Here is a 20,416-nt window from a genome sequence, read left to right as displayed (position 1 = left end):
TTCCGCCCCCCACCGGGGCATCGTCGGTCACCGCACCGTCAGCTTCAGGATCCTGTCGTCGCCCGCCTCCGGCGACCCGCGCCCGTCCGTCTCGCTCGTGACCAGCAGCAGTCTGTCCCCGCCGAGCGCCGTCACCGTCCGCAGCCGCCCGTACGTCCCGGTCAGGAACGCCTCCGGCTGCGCCGCCGGCACCGCGCCCTTCAGCGGGATCCGCCACAGCCGCTCACCCTTCAGCGACGCCATCCACACGGACCCCTCCGCCCAGGCGATCCCGCTCGGTGAAGCCTCCTCCGTCTTCCAGACGGCCACCGGGTCACGGAACCCGGCCTTGCCGCCTTTCCCCTCCACCTCCGGCCAGCCGTAGTTGCCGCCCGGCTCGATGAGGTTCAGCTCGTCCCAGGTGTGCTGACCGAACTCCGACGCCCACAGCCTCTTGTCCTTGTCCCAGGCGAGGCCCTGCACGTTGCGGTGCCCCCAGGAGTAGACGACCGAGTCCGGCTCGGGATTTCCGTGCACCGGTTTCCCGTCGGGGGTCATCCGCAGGATCTTCCCGCCCAGCGACTTCCGGTCCTGCGCCAGCGCTGTGTTTCCCGTCTCGCCCGTCCCGGCGTAGAGCATCCCGTCCGGGCCGAAGGCGATCCGGCCGCCGTTGTGCAGGACCCCCTTGGGGATGCCCCGCAGCACGGTGTCGGGCGCGCCCAGCTGCTGCCCTGGTGGTCGCTGCTCGTCGTAGCGCATCCGTGCGATGCGGTTGTCGGACTCCGTCGTGAAGTACGCGTACACCAGCCGGTCCGAGGCGAAGTGCGGGGACAGCGCCAGACCCAGCAGCCCGCCCTCCCCGCCGGGCGCCACCCCCGGCACCACGCCGATCCGCGTCACCTCACCCGTGTCCGCCCGGACCCTGCTGATCGTGCCCTTGTCCCGGGACCCGACCAGCAGGTCCCCTCCCGGCAGCACGGCCACACCCCAGGGGGAGTCCAGCCCCTTCGCCATCTCCCCCGTGACCGTCACGGAACCCTTGGCGGGCGGCGCCGGCGCCTGCGCCCCCGGCGAGACCGCCGCCGAAGCCGCCCCCGGCGATCCCGGCGGGGAGCCCCCCGCCCCGGGCGGAGCCCCGCCCGAAGCGGAGCACCCGGCCAGTAGTGCCCCGCACCCCGCCACCGCGATCCCGGCGAGCACCCCCCGGCGCCGCGCGCTCCCGCCTCCGTAGAACCCCGTACCGCGAACCGCGCCCCGCACTCCGCTCCGCGCTTCGTACCGCATCGTCCCGCTCCCCTCCGGTCGGCCCAGTCCTGCCCTTCACCAGACTCAACAGATCCGGCAGGTGCCCAAGTTCCACCGCTCGTACACCCGATCGAGTGGTTGTGAGGGCCGCCCCGCAAGGTGCCGCCCCGGAAACGCCGTCCCGGAAACGCCAGTCCCGCAAACGCCCGTCCCGGGAACGTCAGTCCCAGGCCCCCACCGCCGTCGGCAGCGCCGCGAACCCGGCCAGCTCCCCGGCCGTCAGCCGCACCTCCGCCGCCCGCGCGTTCTCCGCCGCCCACCGCGCCCGGTCCGCCCCCGGCACCGGCACCACGTGCGGCCCCTGCGCCAGCACCCACGCCAGCGCCACCTGCGCCGCGGTGACCTCCGGCCCGTGCCGCCGCGCCACCCGCCGCAGCTCCGCCACCAGCACCTGGTTCGACGCCATCGCGTGCGCCGTGAACCGGGGATGCCTGGCCCGCACGTCCGCCTCCTCGAACCCCTGCCCCGGCGTCAGCGTCCCGGTCAGGAACCCGCTGCCCAGCGGCATCGCCGCCAGCACCCCCACCCCCCGCGCCGCACACCACGGCAGCAACTGCCACGCCGCCTCCGGCGACCACACCGACAGCTCCGCCTGCACCGCCGTCACCGGGAACACCTGCTGCGCCCGCTCCAGATGCCGCAACGTCGAGCGGTATCCCCGGTCCCCGCGCCGCCCCGCCCCGGGTCCGGCCCCCGCACCCAGCGCACAGAACCCCAGCGCCCGCACCTTTCCGGCCTGCACCAGCTCCGCCATGGCCCCCCAGGTCTCCTCCACCGGGACCTCCGGGTCCACCCGGTGCAGCTGGTACAGGTCTATGACGTCGGTCCGCAGCCGCCGCAGCGAGGCGTCGCACGCCCGCCGCACGTAATCCGGGCGCCCGTCGGCCACCACGTGCCCCTCGGCCGCCCGCAGCCCCACCTTGGACGACACGAACGCCTCGGCCCGCCGTTCCCGCAGGACCCGTCCCACCGCCAGCTCGTTGGTGAACGGCCCGTACAGATCCGCCGTGTCCAACAGGTTCGCCCCCAGGTCCAGCGCCGTGTGCAGGGTGCGCAAGGACTCCTCGCCCCGGCGGCGTGACGGCGTGTAAGCCCAGCTCATCGGCATGCAGCCGAGCCCGATGGCCCCCACCGTCAGCGGTCCCGACCCGATCGACCTGCGCTCCACCCCTGCGTCCCCCTCCCGGCCCGCTCTCCCGGTCCGGCCCTCAAACTAACGGCTTGATCACGTTCCCTTCGCATAGCCTCGGGATCATGACTGCAACGACGGCCGAGGTCTGGCTCCCGTTCCCGCCCGGGGAGATCGACGGCCTCCCCGGCTCCTTCCGCTACCGCCAGTGGGACGGTGAGGACGAGTTCCCGGCCGACCCGGCCGCCTGCGTCTTCTACGTCACCCCGTACATGAAGTCCCAGGCCGTGACCCTGCGCCCGCTCCCGGCCATGCCGGGCCTGCGCGTCGTGCAGACCCTCACCGCCGGCATCGACCACGTCCTGCCTGGCCTCGGCCAGCTGCCCCCGGGTGTCCGCCTCTGCAACGCCCGCGGGGTCCACGAAGCCAGCACCGCCGAGCTCGCCCTGACCCTCACCCTCGCCTCCCTGCGCGGCATCCCCGGCATGGTGCGCGGCCAGGACCGCGAGGAATGGCGCGGCGGCTTCTACGAGGCCCTCGCGGACAAGTCCGTCCTGATCGTCGGCTACGGGGCGATCGGCGCGGCCATCGAGGACCGGCTCGCGCCCTTCGAGTGCGGGCGCGTCACCCGCGTCGCCCGTTCGGCCCGCACCGCCCCGCACGGGCCGGTCCACGCTCTCGGCGACCTCCCGGCCCTCCTGCCCGAGGCGGACGTGGTCATCCTCTCCACCCCGCTGACGCAGGACACCCGGGGTCTGGCGGGCGCCGCCTTCCTCGGCCGGATGAAGGACGGCGCCCTCCTGGTGAACGTCTCGCGCGGCCCCGTCGCCGACACCAAGGCCCTGCTGGCCGAGCTGGAGTCGGGCCGGCTGCGCGCCGCCCTCGACGTCACCGACCCCGAGCCGCTGCCCCCGGGCCACCCGCTCTGGCACGCCCCGAACGTCCTGATCACGCCTCACGTCGGCGGCAGCAGCTCGGCGTTCCAGCCGCGGGCGAAGCGGCTCATCGCCCGTCAGCTCGCCCGGTTCGCCGCCGGGAAGCCCGTAGAGAACACCGTTCTGATCACGGACTGAACCACGACGCGCACTCTCCGCGTCCATACATGTGCGAGCAGTTGTCGCACGCCTCCCGATGGTGACGGAGAGTAGAGAAGCTATGTCGCTGAGTGACGAAAGTGGTGTATCGTCCGGAACAAGGGGCTGCGCCACGTACGTCTGGCGCTGGGGTGAACGGACACTTTGGGGGGCGACGGGCGATGCACGGCCAATGGACGAAGGATCCGATGCGGCAGAGCCGCCGCAAGCGACGCGGCCGAGACTGGGCTGCGCCGGAACCAGCAGGCGAGGGGGACCGGTGAGCGCCCCGGGGGCGGTGCTCCTGACCCGGCCGCCGGCCAGCGGGGGCGGGGGCAAGGGCGTGGGAGGGCAGCTCCTCCTCGCGGTGGTCAGCGGCGGCTACGCCGTCGGGGCCGCCCTCGGCTGGGGCTCGGACGAACTCGCCAAGGTCATGGGCGACTTCGGCCTCAGCACCGCCGGGTTACTGGCCGCCGTCTCCTGCTACCACTACGCCCGCGCGATCGGCCGCCGTGAGCGCCCCGCCTGGCTGATGTTCGCGTTCTCCTCGCTCATGGGAGCCCTGGGGAACGGCATCTGGGGCTGGTACGAGGTCGTCCTCCACCGGAAGGTGCCCGAGCCCTCGCTCGCGGACTTCGCCTTCCTCTGCTTCGCCCCGCCCGCCATCGTGGGCCTGCTCGTCCTCGCCAAACGCCCGGTCACCCGCGCCGGATGGGTCTGCCTCTCGCTCGACTCCTGGCTCATCGGCGGCTCCCTGCTGACCCTCTCCTGGAGCCTGGCCCTCGCCAACGCCGCCCGCACCGCCCAGTCGGGGGCGCCCGGCAGCGTTCCGCGCGCCGCGCTCTCCCTCGCCTACCCGCTCCTCGACATCGCGCTGGTCTCGATGGTCCTGGTGCTGCACTTCCGGCGCTCGGCCAACAACCGCTCCGCGGTCAACACGGCCATCGCGGCCCTCGCCCTGACCGTCCTGAGCGACGCGTTGTTCACCTCGCCGCTCCTGAACACCACCTACCGCTCGGGGGAGATCCTCGACGCCGGCTGGTTCGCGGGCTCCCTGCTCCTCGCCTACGCCCCCTGGGCCGCGGGCGGCCGCCCGGAACCGGCCCCGCGCCCGGCGCTCCCGCGCGCCGAGAGGCCGCACAGCCGCCCCATCACCGGCTCCCTCCCCGCCCTCACCCCGTACCTGGCCGCCGCGGTGTGCACCCTCGGCATCCTCTACAACGTGGTGGACGGCAGGAAGGTCGACCGGATGGTGGTCTTCACCGGCTGCACCGTCGTGCTCGCCCTCGTCGTCCGCCAGGGCATCATGCTCCTCGACAACATCGCGCTCACCCAGGAACTGGCCCAGAAGGAGAACCACTTCCGCTCCCTGGTCCAGGGCTCCAGCGACGTCATCATGATCGCCGCCCCCACCGGGACCCTGCGCTACGTCAGCCCCGCCGCCGCCGGCGTCTACGGCCGCGAGGCGGAGGAGCTGGTCGGCACCGAGCTCGCCGCCCTCATCCACCCCGAGGACCTCGGCCGCGTCGTCCACGAAGTACGCCGCTTCCTGGCCGCCCCGCCCGCCGAAGAACCCACCACCCGCATCGAATGCCGGTTCAAATCGGGCGGCGGGGAATGGCTCAACGTGGAGTCCACCGTCAACCGGCATCAGGGCGGACTCATCCTCAACAGCCGGGACGTCACCGAGCGGGTCCGTCTCCAGGCCCAGCTCCAGCACAGCGCCGAGCACGACCCGCTCACCGACCTGCCCAACCGGGCCCTGTTCACCCGCCGCGTCCGCCAGGCCCTCACCGGCCGCCGCGCGGGCGACCACAGCACCGCCGTGCTCTTCATCGACCTCGACGGATTCAAGGCGGTCAACGACACCATCGGCCACCAGGCGGGCGACGAACTGCTCGTCGAGGCCGCCCGCCGCCTCCAGGAAGCCGTCCGTGCCGGGGACACCGCCGCCCGCCTCGGCGGCGACGAGTTCGCCGCCCTCATCCTGGGCGACGGCAGCCGCGACCGCGGCGCCCGCGCCTACCAGGTCCACGAGATCGCCGACCGGCTGCGCGCCACCCTCTCGCAGCCCTACCGCATCGCCGGCAGCGAGGTCCGGGTGGCCGCCAGCATCGGCGTGGCCTTCGCCGACCCCGGCATCACCCCCTCGGACCTGATGCGCAACGCCGACCTCGCGATGTACCGGGCCAAGGCGGGCGGCAAGGACCGCGTCGAGCTGTACGCCCCGCAGATGCAGGCCGAGGTCGTCCGCAAGGCCGAGCTGGCCGGGAAGCTGCGCAGCGCGCTGCACGAGGGCGAGTTCGCCCTGCTGCACCAGCCCGTGGTCTCCCTGGCCGGCGGCGAGGTCACCGCGGTCGCCGCGCAGGCCCGCTGGCGCTCCGCCCAGGGGATCCTCTTCACCCCGTCCGAGTTCCTCCGCGTGGCCGAACGCGGCGAGGGCGGCCCGGGGGGCGGGCTGGACGCCTCGCGGGCCGCGGAACTGAGCCGGTGGCTCCTCGAAGAGGCGGTGGCCGAGGCCGCCGAGCGTCATCTCGCGGGCCATGACGTACCAGTGGTCGTACGGATGACCGCCCAGCGGCTGCTCGACCGCTCGCTGCCCGGGGGCTCCGTGGAGGCCCTGCTCGCCCGGCACGGGCTGCCCTCGGGGGCCCTCGTCCTCGAACTGGCCGCCTCCGACCCCAGAGTCCCCTTCGACGAGCTGGAGCGCCGCCTGACGGTCCTGCACCGGCTCGGCGTCCGGATCGCCCTCGACGGCTTCGGCAGCGGCTACGCGGCCATCAGCGCCCTGCGCCGCCTCCCGGTGGACCTGCTCAAGCTGGACCGGGGCCTGGTCGAAGGCGTGGTCGAATCCGCCCGCCTGCACAAGATCACCGCGGGATTGTTGCGCATCGCAAACGATCTGGGGATGCAGTCCGTGGCCGACGGGGTCGACCTGCCCGAGCAGGTGGAGGCCCTGCGCGCCATGGGGTGCACCCATGGACAGGGAATGGCGTTTTCCGGACCGCTCGACGAATACAGGCTGCGGCGCGCGCTCGCGAGAGGTACGTTCCCAGTACCGGGCGGTGCGGCCCAGCCCGCCTTGGCCGGCGGCTCGTCCGGTGGCTCGATGGCTCTCCATAGAGGCTCACATAATGAGACGCCCGTCCCACCCGCTTGACATCGACCTCCCGCCGGAGGGAGGGTCAATGCCATGCGCACCCGAATTCTCGTACTTGGAAAGCGCGTCGGCTGAAGCCGGGACCTGCATGTCCCCGCTCCACACCGCCGACGCGCTCCCCTCGCTTGCCACCTGGCACGAGGGGTTTTTTGTTGCACTGGCACACGCACCCGGACGAGAACCGGGGCATCCCCCGCTCCTCGTAAAACCCTCAGCTTCGAGAAGAGAATGCCGATGACCGAGCAGGCCACCGGGGCCCACCATCCGCAGCCGCGGCCCCGTACGGGTGGACACCAGCCCACCGCAGTTGAGCACGTCACGGGCGCGCAGTCCCTCATCCGCTCTCTCGAAGAGGTGGGGTGCGACACCGTCTTCGGCATCCCGGGCGGCTGCATCCTCCCGGCGTACGACCCGATGATGGACAGCAAGAAGGTCCGTCACATCCTCGTCCGGCACGAGCAGGGCGCTGGCCACGCCGCCACCGGATACGCCCAGGCCACCGGCAAGGTCGGCGTCTGTATGGCCACCTCCGGCCCGGGCGCCACCAACCTGGTCACCCCGATCGCCGACGCCCACATGGACTCCGTCCCGCTCGTCGCGATCACCGGCCAGGTCTCCTCCAAGGCGATCGGCACCGACGCCTTCCAGGAGGCGGACATCGTCGGCATCACGATGCCGATCACCAAGCACAACTTCCTGGTCACCAAGGCCGAGGACATCGCCAAGACCATCGCCGAGGCGTTCCACATCGCCTCCACCGGCCGCCCCGGACCGGTCCTGGTGGACATCGCCAAGGACGCCCTCCAGGCGAAGACCTCCTTCTCCTGGCCGCCGGCCCTGGACCTGCCCGGCTACCGCCCGGTCACCAAGCCGCACGCCAAGCAGATCCGCGAGGCCGCCAAGCTCATCGTCCAGGCCAAGCGCCCGGTCCTGTACGTCGGCGGCGGCGTCATGAAGTCCGGCGCCACCGCCGAGCTGAAGGTCCTCGCCGAGCTGACCGGCGTCCCGGTCTGCACCACGCTGATGGCCCTCGGCTCCTTCCCCGACAGCCACCCGCTCCACGTCGGCATGCCCGGTATGCACGGCTCCGTCACCGGTGTCACCGCGCTCCAGAAGTCGGACCTGCTGATCGCGCTCGGCACCCGCTTCGACGACCGCGTCACCGGCAAGCTCGACAGCTTCGCCCCCTTCGCCAAGGTCATCCACGCGGACATCGACCCGGCCGAGATCGGCAAGAACCGCGAGGTCGACGTCCCGATCGTGGGCGACGCCCGCGAGGTCATCGCCGACCTCGTCCAGGCGATCCAGGCCGAGCACAACGAGGGCCACACCGGCGACTACAGCGCCTGGTGGAAGGACCTCAACCGCTGGCGCGAGACCTACCCCCTGGGCTACGACCTCCCCGAGGACGGCTCGCTCTCCCCGCAGCAGGTCATCGAGCGGATCGGCGCCCTCGCGCCGAAGGGCACGATCTTCACGGCCGGCGTCGGCCAGCACCAGATGTGGGCCTCCCACTTCGTCAAGTACGAGGAGCCCCGCACCTGGCTGAACTCCGGCGGCGCCGGAACCATGGGCTACGCGGTCCCCGCCGCGATGGGCGCCAAGGTCGGCATGCCGGACCGCGCGGTCTGGGCGATCGACGGCGACGGCTGCTTCCAGATGACCAATCAGGAACTGGCCACCTGCGCGCTGAACAACATCCCGATCAAGGTCGCCATCATCAACAACGGCGCCCTCGGCATGGTCCGCCAGTGGCAGACGCTCTTCTACAACCAGCGCTACTCCAACACCGTCCTGCACGCCGACGAGACCGGCCACGACACGGTCGGCTCCCAGCTCGGCGAGTCCTCCGCGCCCCGCCAGGGCACCCGCGTCCCGGACTTCGTCAAGCTGTCCGAGGCCATGGGCTGTGTCGCGCTGCGCTGCGAGGACCCGGCGGACCTGGACAAGGTCATCGCCGAGGCCAACGCGATCAACGACCGCCCGGTCGTGATCGACTTCATCGTCCACGAGGACGCCATGGTGTGGCCGATGGTCGCCGCCGGCACCTCCAACGACGAGGTCATGGCAGCCCGGGGCGTCCGCCCCGACTTCGGCGACAACGAAGACGACTGAGCCGAGAGCCTGAGAGAGAGAACGACTCACATGTCCAAGCACACGCTCTCGGTCCTGGTCGAGAACACCCCCGGCATCCTCGCCCGGATCGCCGCGCTGTTCTCCCGCCGCGGGTTCAACATCGACTCCCTCGCCGTCGGTGTCACCGAGCACCCCGACATCTCCCGCATCACCATCGTCGTGAACGTGGAGGACCTCCCGCTGGAGCAGGTGACCAAGCAGCTCAACAAGCTGGTCAACGTGCTCAAGATCGTCGAGCTGGAGCCGTCGAACGCCATCGAACGCGAACTCGTTCTGGTGAAGGTCCGCGCCGACAACGAGACGCGCTCGACGATCGTCGAGATCGTCCAGCTGTTCCGCGCCAAGACCGTCGACGTCTCCCCGGACGCCGTCACCATCGAGGCCACCGGCGGCAGCGACAAGCTCAGCGCCATGCTCAAGATGCTGGAGCCCTTCGGCATCAAGGAGCTGGTGCAGTCCGGCACCATCGCCATAGGGCGCGGCGGCCGGTCCATCACGGACCGCAGCCTGCGCTCCCTCGAGCGCAGCGCCTGACCCACGCCTGACGCCACGCCTGGACCGGGCGGGACACGCCCGGTTCGCATGGCGAGACCGACAAACTCTTCATCCGTTCCCCGCCGTACGGTGGGTGCAACATCAGCGCACCAAGGAGATACCCCAGTGGCCGAGCTGTTCTACGAGAACGACGCCGACCTGTCCATCATCCAGGGCCGCAAGGTCGCGGTCATCGGTTACGGCAGCCAGGGCCACGCCCACGCGCTGTCGCTCCGTGACTCCGGCGTCGACGTCGTCGTCGGCCTCAAGGAGGGCTCCAGCTCCAAGGCCAAGGCCGAGGAGCAGGGCCTGAAGGTCCTCTCCGTGGCGGAGGCGGCCGAGTGGGCGAACGTCATCATGATCCTGACCCCGGACCCGCTCCAGGCCGAGATCTACGAGGCGTCCATCAAGGACCACCTGCAGGAGGGCGACGCGCTCTTCTTCGGGCACGGCTTCAACGTCCGCTACGGCTTCATCAAGCCCCCGGCCAACGTGGACGTCGCCCTGGTCGCCCCGAAGGGCCCGGGCCACCTGGTCCGCCGCCAGTACGAGGAGGGCCGCGGCGTTCCGTGCATCGCCGCCGTCGAGCAGGACTTCTCGGGCAACGCCTTCGCCCTGGCCCTGTCGTACGCGGCCGGTATCGGCGGCACCCGTGCCGGCGTCATCAAGACCACCTTCACCGAGGAGACCGAGACCGACCTGTTCGGTGAGCAGGCCGTTCTCTGCGGTGGTGCTTCCGCCCTGGTGAAGGCCGGTTTCGAGACCCTGACCGAGGCCGGTTACCAGCCGGAGATCGCGTACTTCGAGTGCCTGCACGAGCTGAAGCTCATCGTGGACCTCATGTACGAGGGCGGCCTGGAGAAGATGCGCTGGTCGGTCTCCGAGACCGCCGAGTGGGGCGACTACATCACCGGCCCGCGCGTCATCACCGACGCCACCAAGGCCGAGATGAAGAAGGTCCTCGCCGAGATCCAGAGCGGCAAGTTCGCCGAGGAGTGGATGGCCGAGTACAAGGCCGGTCTGCCGAAGTACAACGAGTACAAGAAGGCCGACTCCGAGCACCTGCTGGAGACCACCGGCAAGAAGCTGCGCAAGCTGATGAGCTGGGTCGACAGCGACGAGAGCTGATCTCGCGCACGGCGGGGCCGGGACACACCGTCCCGGCCCCGCCGCGCATCCCCCGGCTGGACGCCGCGTCGCGGACCGGTCGAAAATCGACGGAGTGGAGAGCTCGCATCATGCGGATTGTCCACCCCGGCCAATCACGGACGGGTGATCCTTCCGTACAGGCGGAGTTCGGCGCCGCAACCGCCACTACACTGCTCAACACAACGCGTCAGGCCCACAGTGTCGTGCGTCTTCCACGCGGCTACCCCCTCCACCGCCTGCGGCCGTCGGGACGGCCGTCCGCACTGGACTTGTGAGGACCCACGTGAGCTCGAAACCTGTCGTACTCATCGCCGAAGAGCTGTCGCCCGCCACGGTGGACGCGCTCGGCCCGGACTTCGAGATCCGGCACGTCAACGGCGCCGACCGGGCGGAGCTGCTGCCCGCGATCGCCGATGTCGACGCCATCCTCGTCCGCTCCGCCACCAAGGTGGACGCCGAGGCCATCGCCGCGGCCAAGAAGCTGAAGGTCGTCGCCCGCGCCGGTGTGGGCCTGGACAACGTCGACGTCTCCGCCGCCACCAAGGCCGGCGTGATGGTCGTCAACGCCCCGACCTCCAACATCGTCACCGCCGCCGAGCTCGCCTGCGGCCTGCTCGTCGCCACCGCCCGCAACATCGCGCAGGCCAACACCGCGCTGAAGAACGGCGAGTGGAAGCGCAACAAGTACACCGGTGTCGAACTCAGCGAGAAGACCCTCGGCGTCGTCGGTCTCGGCCGCATCGGCGTCCTGGTCGCCCAGCGCATGTCCGCCTTCGGGATGAAGGTCGTCGCGTACGACCCCTACGTGCAGCCCGCGCGTGCCGCGCAGATGGGCGTCAAGATGCTGACGCTCGACGAGCTGCTGGAAGCCGCCGACTTCATCACCGTGCACCTGCCCAAGACCCCCGAGACCGTCGGTCTCATCGGGGACGAGGCCCTGCACAAGGTCAAGCCGTCCGTCCGCATCGTCAACGCCGCCCGCGGCGGGATCGTGGACGAGGCCGCGCTGTACTCGGCCATCAAGGAGGGCCGCGTCGCCGGCGCCGGCCTCGACGTGTACGCCAAGGAGCCCTGCACGGACTCCCCGCTGTTCGAGCTCGACCAGGTCGTCTGCACCCCGCACCTCGGCGCGTCCACGGACGAGGCCCAGGAGAAGGCCGGTATCTCGGTGGCCACGTCGGTGCGCCTCGCGCTGGCCGGCGAGCTCGTACCGGACGCGGTCAACGTCCAGGGCGGCGTCATCGCCGAGGACGTGCGCCCCGGTCTGCCGCTCGCCGAGAAGCTCGGCCGGATCTTCACCGCCCTCGCGGGCGAGGTCGCGGTCCGCCTCGACGTGGAGGTCTACGGCGAGATCACCCAGCACGACGTCAAGGTGCTGGAACTCTCCGCCCTCAAGGGTGTCTTCGAGGACGTCGTCGACGAGACGGTCTCCTACGTCAACGCCCCGCTGTTCGCGCAGGAGCGCGGTGTCGAGGTGCGCCTGACGACCAGTTCGGAGTCCCCGGACCACCGCAACGTGGTGACCGTCCGCGGCACGCTGGCCGACGGCCAGGAGGTGTCGGTCTCCGGCACCCTCGCGGGTCCGAAGCACCTGCAGAAGATCGTGGGCGTCGGCGAGTACGACGTGGACCTGGCCCTGGCCGACCACATGATCGTGCTCCGCTACACCGACCGTCCGGGCGTGGTCGGCAAGGTCGGCCAGCTGCTCGGCGAGGCCGGGCTGAACATCGCGGGCATGCAGGTCGCCCGCGCCGAGGAGGGCGGCGAGGCGCTCGTCGTCCTCACGGTGGACGCGAAGGTCCCGGCGGACGTCCTCGCGGCCATCTCGGCGGAGATCGGCGCCGCGTCGGCCCGTACGGTCAACCTGGGCTGACCGCCTCACGCGGACGAGGGAAGGGCCCCGGGGTGCGTACCCCGGGGCCCTGTTGTTTTATACGGTCGTATAGTACGTACGTGTGGGACGTTTGTCTTGATACCGTTGCGGCATGGGACACCGTGAAGATCTGCTCGAAGGCGCCAAGAAGTGCCTGGCCGAGAAGGGGTTCGTGCGGACGACCGCGCGCGACATCGTCAGCGCCTCCGGCACCAACCTGGCGTCCATCGGCTACCACTACGGCTCGAAGGACGCCCTGCTCACCCAGGCGTTCATCGCGCTGATCGAGGAATGGGGCGCGGGCTGGGGGGCGGAGTCCGCCGGGGCGGACGGCTCCCTGGAGCGGCTGCGCGCGCTGTGGGACGGCGTGGTCGCCCAGCAGGGTGCGGCCGCTCCTGTGTGGGCGGCCAGCCTGGAGGTGGCGCTGAGCCGGGACGAGAAGCCGGAGCTGAAGGCGATGATGGCCGCCTCGCAGGTGCAGGGGCGCCGGGGGCTGGTCTCGCTGCTGACCGGAGCCCCCGAGGACCAGCTGACCGAACGGGACGAGCGCACGCTCGGAGCCGTCTACCAGGCGCTGCTCAACGGCCTGATGGTCCAGTGGCTGTTCGATCCCGCGACCGCTCCCGACGGGGAGGAGTTCGCGGAGGGGCTGCGCCGGCTCGCGGAGGGCATTACGAAGGCCGGCGGGTAGCCCCGGGCGGGGGGGCCTCGGGTCAGTCGTTCAGGCGGGACGCCTTGAGGGCCATGTGGAGCAGCAGCCGGTCCTCGCCCGCGTCCAGGTCGAGCCCGGTCAGCTGCTCCACCCGGCCCAGCCGGTAGTAGAGGGTCTGGCGGTGTACGCCCAGCGCCGCCGCCGCGCGGCCGGCCTGTCCGGCGCAGTCGAGGAACACCTCCGCGGTGCGGGCCAGTTCCCGGTGGGCCGGGCTCAGCAGCGCCCGTGTCGCGGGGTCGTCCACGGGCCCTGGGGTCAGCGCGCCCAGCATCCGGTACGGCCCGATCTCCGCCCAGCGGGCCACGGGGCCCAGCTGCGGCTCGGCGGCGGCCGCCCGCGCGGCGGCGACGGCCTGCCCCCAGGCCCCGGGCACCTCAGCGAGCCCCTGCACGGGCTCGGACACCCCGGCGGTCACGGCCTGCACGCCGCCGACCCCTGGCGCGCTGCCGGCCCCTGGTGCTCCTCCGGCCCCTCGTGCCCCGCCCGCCCCTCCGGCCGCGCTGGTCCGCCCGGCACCTCCGGCTCCTCCGGTCCGCCCGGCCCCTCCGGCCCCCGCCCGTCCGGCACCTCCGGCCGCGCTGGTCCGTCCGGCCCCACCCGTCCCGGCTGCCTCACCGGCCGGGGCCGCCGCGCCGGCTCCCGGCCGGCCGGCGGGGCGGGCGGCTCCCGGGCCCCCCGCCGGGGTCGCCGCACGGGGCAGGAGGCGGCCCAGGGCCGTCAGGGAGGGGGTCAGGGCGTCGGGGGAGCGCAGGCGCAGCAGGACGGCCAGACGGGCCCGGCCCGCCGGGGCCGGCGCGCCCGGCAGGACGCCGTGGACGGCCGCGTCGGCCGGTACGACGCACACCGCCGCCGCCCCCGGCACCGACGCGGGCGCCTCCCCGGCCCACGGCGTCACGCACACCGCCGCGTGGAGCCCCTCGGCCCCTCCCCCCAGGGCCAGACGCAGCGCGGCCACCGCCATGTCCTGCTGCCAGCCCCGCCCGGCGGTGAGCACCGCGAGGAACTCCCGGGACAGGTCGGCGCCCGCCTTGGCCTCCTCGGCCAGCAGCACCCCGATCCGCTGCGCCACGTCCATCGCCGCCTCCAGGGCCTCCGGCCCCGGCCCCGGATCCCGGTCGAGGAGCCACACGTAGCCCTGGACGATGCCCCGGTACCGCACCGGCAGGCAGATCCGCCCCCGGAACACCCCCGCGTCCGGGGCGGCCGGGATCCGGACGGGGCCGGTGGCGCGGGCGATGCCGAACGCCTCGAACCAGGCGCGCACGGCCGCCGTGGACTGACGGGTCAGGATCGAGCGGGTGCGCACCGGGTCCATCGCGAGGTCGTCCTCGCTGTCGTGCGCGCCGAAGGCGATCAGGCGGAAGTCCCGGTTCTCCAGCGTCGCCGGGGCGCCGAGCAGCGCCGAGATCTCGTCCACCAGGTCCTGGTAATCGCCCTTCACGGGCACATTCTCCCACCCCCGCCCGCTCTCTTCAGACACATGTATGAGATCGCGGACACGGATGCGTGACAGCTGTCGATGGCAGAGGATCGTGGGGATCCATAGGTTTCACGGTGGTTCTCCTTGCGTTTTCCCTACGGCCGCAGCACACCCCCGCGGCGCCCGTACATCCGCTTCTGCCACCCGTTGGAGGTGCCCCGTGCTGGGTCCCGCGATCCTCGCCGCTTCGCGCAGCGACAAGATGCGCCGAATCGTCTCTGCCGCCCCGGTGACCAAGCCGGTGGTCAACCGCTTCATCCCCGGTGAGACGGTCGGCCAGGTCATCCCCATCGTCGAGGAGCTCACCCGCAAGGGCCTGGAGGTCACCCTCGACGTGGTGGGCGAGGACATCACCGCCGTGGAGCAGTCGTACGCCGCCCGGGACGCCTACCTGGAGCTCATCGAGCGCCTCAAGGAGCTGGGGCTGGGCGAGGCGGTCGAGATGTCCGTCAAGCTGTCGATGTTCGGCCAGGCGCTGGAGGGCGGCCACGAGCTCGCCCTCGCCAACGTGCGCCCCGTCGTCGAGGCCGCCGCCGCCATCGGCACCACCGTGACCCTCGACGCCGAGGACCACACCACCCTCGACTCCATGTTCGCCATCCACGAGGAGCTGCGCCGGGACTTCCCGCAGACCGGCTGCGTGATCCAGGCGTACCTCTTCCGCACCGAGGCCGACGCCCGCCGCCTGGCCGCCGCCGGCAGCCGCGTCCGGATCGTGAAGGGCGCCTACAAGGAGCCCGCCGAGGTCGCGTACCAGGACAAGGCCGAGATCGACAAGGCGTACGTCCGGATCATGCGGATCCTCATGGAGGGCGAGGGCTACCCGATGATCGGGTCGCACGACCCGCGTCTGATCTCCATCGCGCAGGAGCTCGCGCGGCAGGCCGGGCGCAAGCTGGACGAGTACGAGTTCCAGATGCTCTACGGCATCCGCAGCGAGGAGCACCTCCGGCTCGCCTCCGAGGGTCATCGAATGCGGGTCTACACGGCCTATGGCACGGACTGGTACGGCTACTTCATGCGCCGCCTCGCGGAGAAGCCGGCCAACCTGCTGTTCTTCCTCCGCTCGATGATCACCAAGAACTAGCCAAGAACCAGGTCAAGGAGTTATCGCCCCATGGATGCTGTGACCCAGGTCCCCGCGCCGGTCAACGAGCCGGTCCACTCGTACGCCCCGGGCAGCCCGGAGCGCGCGCGCCTCGAATTCCAGCTCAAGCAGCTGTCCGAGAACCCGATCGACCTCCCGATGACGATCAACGGCGTCAAGCGGATGGGTGGCGGCGAGCGTTTCGACGTCGTCCAGCCGCACGACCACAAGTCGGTCATCGGTACGTACGCCAACGCCACCGAGGCCGACGCCCAGGAGGCCGTCGACGCCGCCCTGGCCGCCGCCCCGGCCTGGCGCGCCATGTCCTTCGACGACCGCGCCGCGATCATCCTGCGCGCCGCCGAGCTGCTGGCCGGCCCCTGGCGCGAGAAGCTGGCCGCCTCCACCATGCTGGGCCAGTCGAAGACCGCGCAGCAGGCCGAGATCGACACCCCGTGTGAGCTCGTCGACTTCTGGCGCTTCAACGTCCACTTCGCCCGCCAGATCCTGGCCGAGCAGCCGTCCGCGAACTCCGCCGGCGTGTGGAACCGCAGCGACCACCGTCCGCTCGAGGGCTTCGTCTACGCGATCACCCCGTTCAACTTCACGGCCATCGCCGGCAACCTGCCGACCGCCCCGGCCCTGATGGGCAACGTGGTCGTGTGGAAGCCGTCCCCCACGCAGACCCACTCCGCGGTCCTCCTGATGGAGCTCCTGGAGGCGGCCGGCCTGCCCAAGGGCGTCATCAACCTCGTCACCGGTGACGGCATCGCCGTCTCCGAGGTGGCCCTGAACCACCCCGAGCTGGCCGGTATCCACTTCACCGGCTCGACCAAGACCTTCCAGTACCTGTGGAAGACGGTCGGCAACAACATCGAGAAGTACCGCTCCTACCCGCGCCTGGTCGGCGAGACGGGCGGCAAGGACTTCGTCGTCGCGCACCCGTCCGCGGACCGCGCGATCCTCAAGACCGCCCTGACCCGCGGCTCCTTCGAGTTCCAGGGCCAGAAGTGCTCCGCCTCCTCGCGCGCCTACGTTCCGGCCTCCATCTGGAACGACGGCTTCAAGGAGCAGTTCGCGGCCGAGGTCGACGGCATCACCATGGGTGACGTCCGCGACCTGACGAACTTCATCGGCGCGGTCATCGACGAGCGCTCCTTCGCGAAGAACAAGGCGGCCATCGACCGCGCGAAGGCCGACCCGACCTGCACGATCGTCGCGGGCGGCACGTACGACGACTCCGAGGGCTACTTCGTCCGCCCGACCGTCATCGAGTGCACCGACCCGGAGAACGAGGTCTTCACGACCGAGTACTTCGGCCCGATCCTCGCCGTCTACGTGTACGACGACGCCGACTACGACGCGATGCTGGCCCAGATGGAGAACGTCTCGGCGTACGCCCTGACCGGCTCCGTCATCGCCCAGGACCGCTACGCGGCGGCCGAGACGATGGAGAAGCTCCGCTTCGCGGCGGGCAACTTCTACATCAACGACAAGTCGACCGGCGCCGTCGTCGGCCAGCAGCCCTTCGGCGGCGGCCGCGCCTCGGGCACCAACGACAAGGCGGGCGCGGCGTCCAACCTGCTCCGCTGGACCTCGACCCGCTCCATCAAGGAGACCCTGGTCCCGCCGACCGAGTACGGCTACCCCCACATGGGCTGATCCCCGCCCACCCCTGAATCCCGCCCCCGCTCCGGTACCCCCAAGTCCGGAGCGGGGGCGGTCCCAGTTGCGGGGGCGGCCGGGTCAGACCTCCACCAGGACCTGGTCCAGGGACTTGCGGACCAGGTCCGGGACCTCGCAGTCGTCCGACGGGTAGCCGACCGGGATGACCGCGAAGGCTTTCTCGTTCGCCGGGCGGTGCAGTACGTGGCTCAGGAAGCGCATGGGGCTGGGGGTGTGGATGAGGGCGGACAGGCCCGAGAGGTGGAGGGCCGAGAGGAGCATGCCGACGGCGATGCCGACCGACTCGTCCACGTAGTAGTGCTTGCGCTTCTCGCCGTCCGGGCCGAGCCAGTAGCGCTGCTGGAAGACCACGATCAGGGCCGGGGCGTCCGTGAGGTGGGTCTTCACCGCGTCCGTGCCGATGGGGCGGAGGGCCGCCAGCCATTCGTCGCCGAGGCGGCCCTCGTAGGAGATCTGCTCCTCCTGTTCGGCGGCGGCGCGGATCTGCCGGCGGATCGCCGGGTCCTTGACCAGGACGAAGGTCCACGGCTGCTGGTGCGCCCCCGAGGGGGCGGTGGCGGCGCAGGCGATGGCGTCGCGGACGGCCTGCTCGGGCACGGGGTCGGGGGAGAAGTGGCGCACGGTGCGCCGCTCGTCCATCCGGGCCCGCAGCTCCGCCGCGCGGGCGAGGGTCTCGGGGGCGGGCATGCGCGCCGGACGGTAGGCGACGGGCCGGTAGGGCAGGCCATGGGTGGGGGTCCACTGCTGGGTCTCTGGCGACATGCGCAGATCTTCACGCGGGGGAGTGCGACAGGCCAGGGCCGGGGGCGGGAGGTGTGTCCGGTGTGTGGGGAGAAGGGGGGTTACGGCCCTGGCGGGCGTCGGTCGATTCGGGGGGCCGGCGGGCTGCCGCGGTGGTCGCCGGAAGGGGCGTGGCCTGGTGCCCCGGGCCACGGCCCCGTGCGTTTCCGGCCTTTCCGGCGGGGTCAGCTGCCCGTCACGCTCGCGGTGCCCGTTTCGATGTGGCCCGTGTAGCGGCGGGACCAGGTGCCGTCGGAGTCCGCCAGGACGGTGAAGTCGTACCAGCCCTTGTTGTACGCCACCGCGTTGAAGAAGTCCTCGCGCGAGGAGTTCGCCGGGACCGTGTACGTCCAGGGGCCGTCGGAGCGGTAGGCGTTCGAGCGGATCGTGAAGGTGACGGCGGAGGCGGAGGCGTTGGTCATCTTGAACCAGATCGCCATCTTCCCGGTGCCGGGCTCCACCGCGTACCGCGCCGCGACCTCCAGGGACCTGCCCGGCTTGGTCGCGTCGCCGATGAAACGGCGCAGGAAGCGGTTGGGGCCGTACATCGAGATGTCGTACTTGCCCGAGCCGGCGCCCAGGCCGATGGAGAACCAGTCGGTGGAGGTGGCTCCGGGGTCCACCGTGTACTGCCAGGCGGCCGTGTCCCGGTACTGGTGCGGGTGGATCGAGAAGTGCGCCGCCTGCCTGGCCTGCGGCCCCTGGTTGGACATCGAGAACCAGGCCAGGATCTTGCCGGCCGCCCCGAACTCGAAGCGGTCCAGGTTCCCGTTCACCTGGTAGGGCAGGGCGCGGGCCGGGCGGGTTCCGGGCTCCTGCGCCGGCAGGGCGTTGTCCTGCGGCGCCGGGTTGGGCAGGGGGCCGCAGGTGGACTGGCCGATGACCTTCGCCGTGGAGGGCAGCCCGGACGGGACCCCGTACACGGGGTGCGCGAAGTCGAAGACGCCCGTCAGATCGCCGGTCACCTTCCGCCGCCAGGCGCTGATGTTCGGGCACAGGGCCGGGGTGCCCAGGGCCGTCGTCCACGTCTCCATGAAGCGCAGGACGGAGGTGTGGTCGAAGACCTCCGAGCTGACCCAGCCGCCGCGCGTCCACGGGGACATCACCAGCATCGGGACCCGGAAGCCCAGGCCGACGGGGACGCCGTCGATGTACTCGTCCGGGGTGCCGGGCGGGGCGACCGGCGGGGCGACGTGGTCGAAGAAGCCGTCGTTCTCGTCGTAGTTGAGGAAGAGGACCGTGGAGTCGAAGACCTCCGGGTTCGCGGCCAGCGCCCGGTAGACCAGGTCCACGAAGTGCGCGCCGTCACCGGGCGGGGCGTACGGGTGCTCCGAGAACGCCTCGCTCGCCACCACCCAGGACACCTGCGGCAGGGTCCCGGCGACCACGTCGGCGCGGATCGCGGCGGCGATGTCATCGGGGGTCGAGCCGGTGACCCGGGGGACGGAGGCCATGCCCCGGTCCCACAGCGGGTCGCCGGGCCGTGCGTCGGTGAACTTCCTGAAGTAGGCCAGGCCGTTGTCCCCGTAGTTGTCCTGGGCGTTCTGGTAGACCTTCCAGGTCATCCCGGCCCGCTGGAGGCCCTCCGCGTACGTCTCCCAGGTCAGCCCCGACTCCTCGCCGCCGTCCTTGCTGGCCGCGTCCACCTTGCCGCTCCACAGGAAGGTGCGGTTGGGGCCGGTGGCGCTGAGGGTGGAGCAGAAGTAGGCGTCGCAGAGGGTGTAGTGGTCGGCGAGCCCGTAGTGGAACGGGATGTCGGCCCGTCCCAGGTGGCCGAGGGTGTGGGTCTTGCCGACGCCGGCGACCCAGTTGTCCATCCGGCCGTTGTTCCAGGCGGCGTGCTGGGAGGTCCAGCTGTGCGGGAGGTCACCGGTGCACTGGGCCAGGGTCTCGCTGTCGGCCCCGCCCGCCGCCGGGGTGGCGGACAGCTTCCACGGGTACTGGCGGCCGCCCCAGTTCGGCTGGTTGAACGTGCCCCAGCCGCCCGGGATGTTGCCGCAGGCGCGGTCGCCGAAGCCGCGGACGCCCTTCAGCGTGCCGAAGTAGTGGTCGAAACTGCGGTTCTCCTGCATCAGGATCACCACGTGCTTCACATCGGTGATCGTGCCCGTCGCGGCGGCCGCGGCCGCCGTCGTGGGCAGGGCGGCCGGCAGGGCCGCGCCCGCCACGAGTCCCGCGCCGATCCCCACGAAACCCCTGCGGCTGATGGGTGTCACTGGCTGCTCGCCTCCCGCTCCGGTGCCCCGCTGGCACGTTGCGCGCAAGCGTGGCGGCGGGGGCCGTAAAGGTCTACATCCGTGCGGTAAGAACTCGGTGAACTTCGGGGTAGCGGT

14 protein-coding genes are annotated in these 20,416 nt (G+C 71.6%); 9 read left to right on the top strand and 5 right to left on the bottom strand.

Annotated features, from left to right (window positions below):
* Positions 1-27: 27 nt before the first annotated feature.
* Together ABZ716_RS00950 and ABZ716_RS00945 are read right to left on the bottom strand one after the other, a co-directional pair.
* Entirely contained in the window at positions 28-1,263 is a 1,236-nt protein-coding gene (locus ABZ716_RS00950) for a PQQ-dependent sugar dehydrogenase (protein WP_358955546.1), read from the bottom strand.
* Positions 1,264-1,444: 181 nt separating this feature from the next.
* On the bottom strand, positions 1,445-2,452 hold the full coding sequence (locus tag ABZ716_RS00945) for an aldo/keto reductase (RefSeq protein ID WP_358955544.1): 1,008 nt from the start codon (positions 2,450-2,452) through the stop codon (positions 1,445-1,447).
* 86 nt (positions 2,453-2,538) lie between these two features.
* Here ABZ716_RS00945 and ABZ716_RS00940 point away from each other — a divergent pair, with 86 nt between their 5' ends.
* The 7 genes from ABZ716_RS00940 (at position 2,539) to ABZ716_RS00910 (ending at position 13,029) form a co-directional block, all read left to right on the top strand.
* Complete coding sequence (locus tag ABZ716_RS00940) at positions 2,539-3,486, top strand: 2-hydroxyacid dehydrogenase (RefSeq protein ID WP_358813765.1); 948 nt, start codon at positions 2,539-2,541, stop codon at positions 3,484-3,486.
* A gap of 280 nt (positions 3,487-3,766) precedes the next feature.
* Positions 3,767-6,646: an EAL domain-containing protein gene (locus ABZ716_RS00935; RefSeq protein ID WP_358955541.1), complete on the top strand. Its 2,880-nt coding sequence runs from the start codon at positions 3,767-3,769 to the stop codon at positions 6,644-6,646.
* 228 nt (positions 6,647-6,874) lie between these two features.
* Positions 6,875-8,761, top strand: a complete 1,887-nt coding sequence (locus ABZ716_RS00930) for an acetolactate synthase large subunit (RefSeq protein WP_358955539.1) — start codon at positions 6,875-6,877, stop codon at positions 8,759-8,761.
* Between the two features lie 30 nt (positions 8,762-8,791).
* Positions 8,792-9,316: an acetolactate synthase small subunit gene (gene ilvN, locus ABZ716_RS00925; RefSeq protein ID WP_351890564.1), complete on the top strand. Its 525-nt coding sequence runs from the start codon at positions 8,792-8,794 to the stop codon at positions 9,314-9,316.
* A gap of 126 nt (positions 9,317-9,442) precedes the next feature.
* On the top strand, positions 9,443-10,444 hold the full coding sequence (gene ilvC, locus ABZ716_RS00920) for a ketol-acid reductoisomerase (RefSeq protein ID WP_351890561.1): 1,002 nt from the start codon (positions 9,443-9,445) through the stop codon (positions 10,442-10,444).
* 304 nt (positions 10,445-10,748) lie between these two features.
* Positions 10,749-12,338 carry a phosphoglycerate dehydrogenase gene (gene serA / locus ABZ716_RS00915; protein WP_351890559.1) on the top strand — a complete coding sequence of 530 codons (1,590 nt, stop codon included), beginning with the start codon at positions 10,749-10,751 and terminating at the stop codon, positions 12,336-12,338.
* A 112-nt stretch (positions 12,339-12,450) separates the two neighbouring features.
* Positions 12,451-13,029: a TetR/AcrR family transcriptional regulator gene (locus tag ABZ716_RS00910; RefSeq protein ID WP_358955536.1), complete on the top strand. Its 579-nt coding sequence runs from the start codon at positions 12,451-12,453 to the stop codon at positions 13,027-13,029.
* Between the two features lie 22 nt (positions 13,030-13,051).
* Here ABZ716_RS00910 and ABZ716_RS00905 read toward each other — a convergent pair whose 3' ends face one another.
* Positions 13,052-14,491, bottom strand: coding sequence for a helix-turn-helix domain-containing protein (locus ABZ716_RS00905; protein WP_358955534.1), 1,440 nt, complete (start codon positions 14,489-14,491; stop codon positions 13,052-13,054).
* Positions 14,492-14,690: 199 nt separating this feature from the next.
* Between ABZ716_RS00905 and ABZ716_RS00900 the strand changes: the two genes are divergently transcribed.
* Both ABZ716_RS00900 and pruA read left to right on the top strand, forming a co-directional pair.
* Positions 14,691-15,617, top strand: a complete 927-nt coding sequence (locus ABZ716_RS00900; protein WP_351890552.1) for a proline dehydrogenase family protein — start codon at positions 14,691-14,693, stop codon at positions 15,615-15,617.
* Between the two features lie 30 nt (positions 15,618-15,647).
* Complete coding sequence (gene pruA, locus ABZ716_RS00895) at positions 15,648-17,279, top strand: L-glutamate gamma-semialdehyde dehydrogenase (protein ID WP_351890549.1); 1,632 nt, start codon at positions 15,648-15,650, stop codon at positions 17,277-17,279.
* 84 nt (positions 17,280-17,363) lie between these two features.
* On the opposite strand, the gene ABZ716_RS00890 is transcribed toward pruA, so the two are convergent.
* Both ABZ716_RS00890 and ABZ716_RS00885 read right to left on the bottom strand, forming a co-directional pair.
* Positions 17,364-18,065: a nitroreductase family protein gene (locus ABZ716_RS00890; protein ID WP_358955532.1), complete on the bottom strand. Its 702-nt coding sequence runs from the start codon at positions 18,063-18,065 to the stop codon at positions 17,364-17,366.
* Positions 18,066-18,268: 203 nt separating this feature from the next.
* Positions 18,269-20,299: a phosphocholine-specific phospholipase C gene (locus ABZ716_RS00885; RefSeq protein WP_358955529.1), complete on the bottom strand. Its 2,031-nt coding sequence runs from the start codon at positions 20,297-20,299 to the stop codon at positions 18,269-18,271.
* Positions 20,300-20,416 lie beyond the last annotated feature (117 nt).

The sequence above is a fragment of the Streptomyces sp. NPDC006687 genome, from assembly GCF_040636215.1.
Classification (GTDB): Bacteria; Actinomycetota; Actinomycetes; order Streptomycetales; family Streptomycetaceae; genus Streptomyces.
The sequence above is the reverse complement of the archived record's forward strand: the minus strand, read 5'-3'. Positions and strand labels throughout refer to the sequence as shown.

Excerpts from the sequence above, each read along its gene's own strand:
- ABZ716_RS00890 (WP_358955532.1), bottom strand. The coding sequence starts at position 18,065 with ATGTCGCCAGAGACCCAGCAGTGGACCCCCACCCATGGCCTGCCCTAC.
- ilvN (WP_351890564.1), top strand. The coding sequence starts at position 8,792 with ATGTCCAAGCACACGCTCTCGGTCCTGGTCGAGAACACCCCCGGCATC.
- ABZ716_RS00950 (WP_358955546.1), bottom strand. The coding sequence starts at position 1,263 with ATGCGGTACGAAGCGCGGAGCGGAGTGCGGGGCGCGGTTCGCGGTACG.
- ABZ716_RS00910 (WP_358955536.1), top strand. The coding sequence starts at position 12,451 with ATGGGACACCGTGAAGATCTGCTCGAAGGCGCCAAGAAGTGCCTGGCC.
- ABZ716_RS00940 (WP_358813765.1), top strand. The coding sequence starts at position 2,539 with ATGACTGCAACGACGGCCGAGGTCTGGCTCCCGTTCCCGCCCGGGGAG.
- pruA (WP_351890549.1), top strand. The coding sequence starts at position 15,648 with ATGGATGCTGTGACCCAGGTCCCCGCGCCGGTCAACGAGCCGGTCCAC.
- ABZ716_RS00930 (WP_358955539.1), top strand. The coding sequence starts at position 6,875 with ATGCCGATGACCGAGCAGGCCACCGGGGCCCACCATCCGCAGCCGCGG.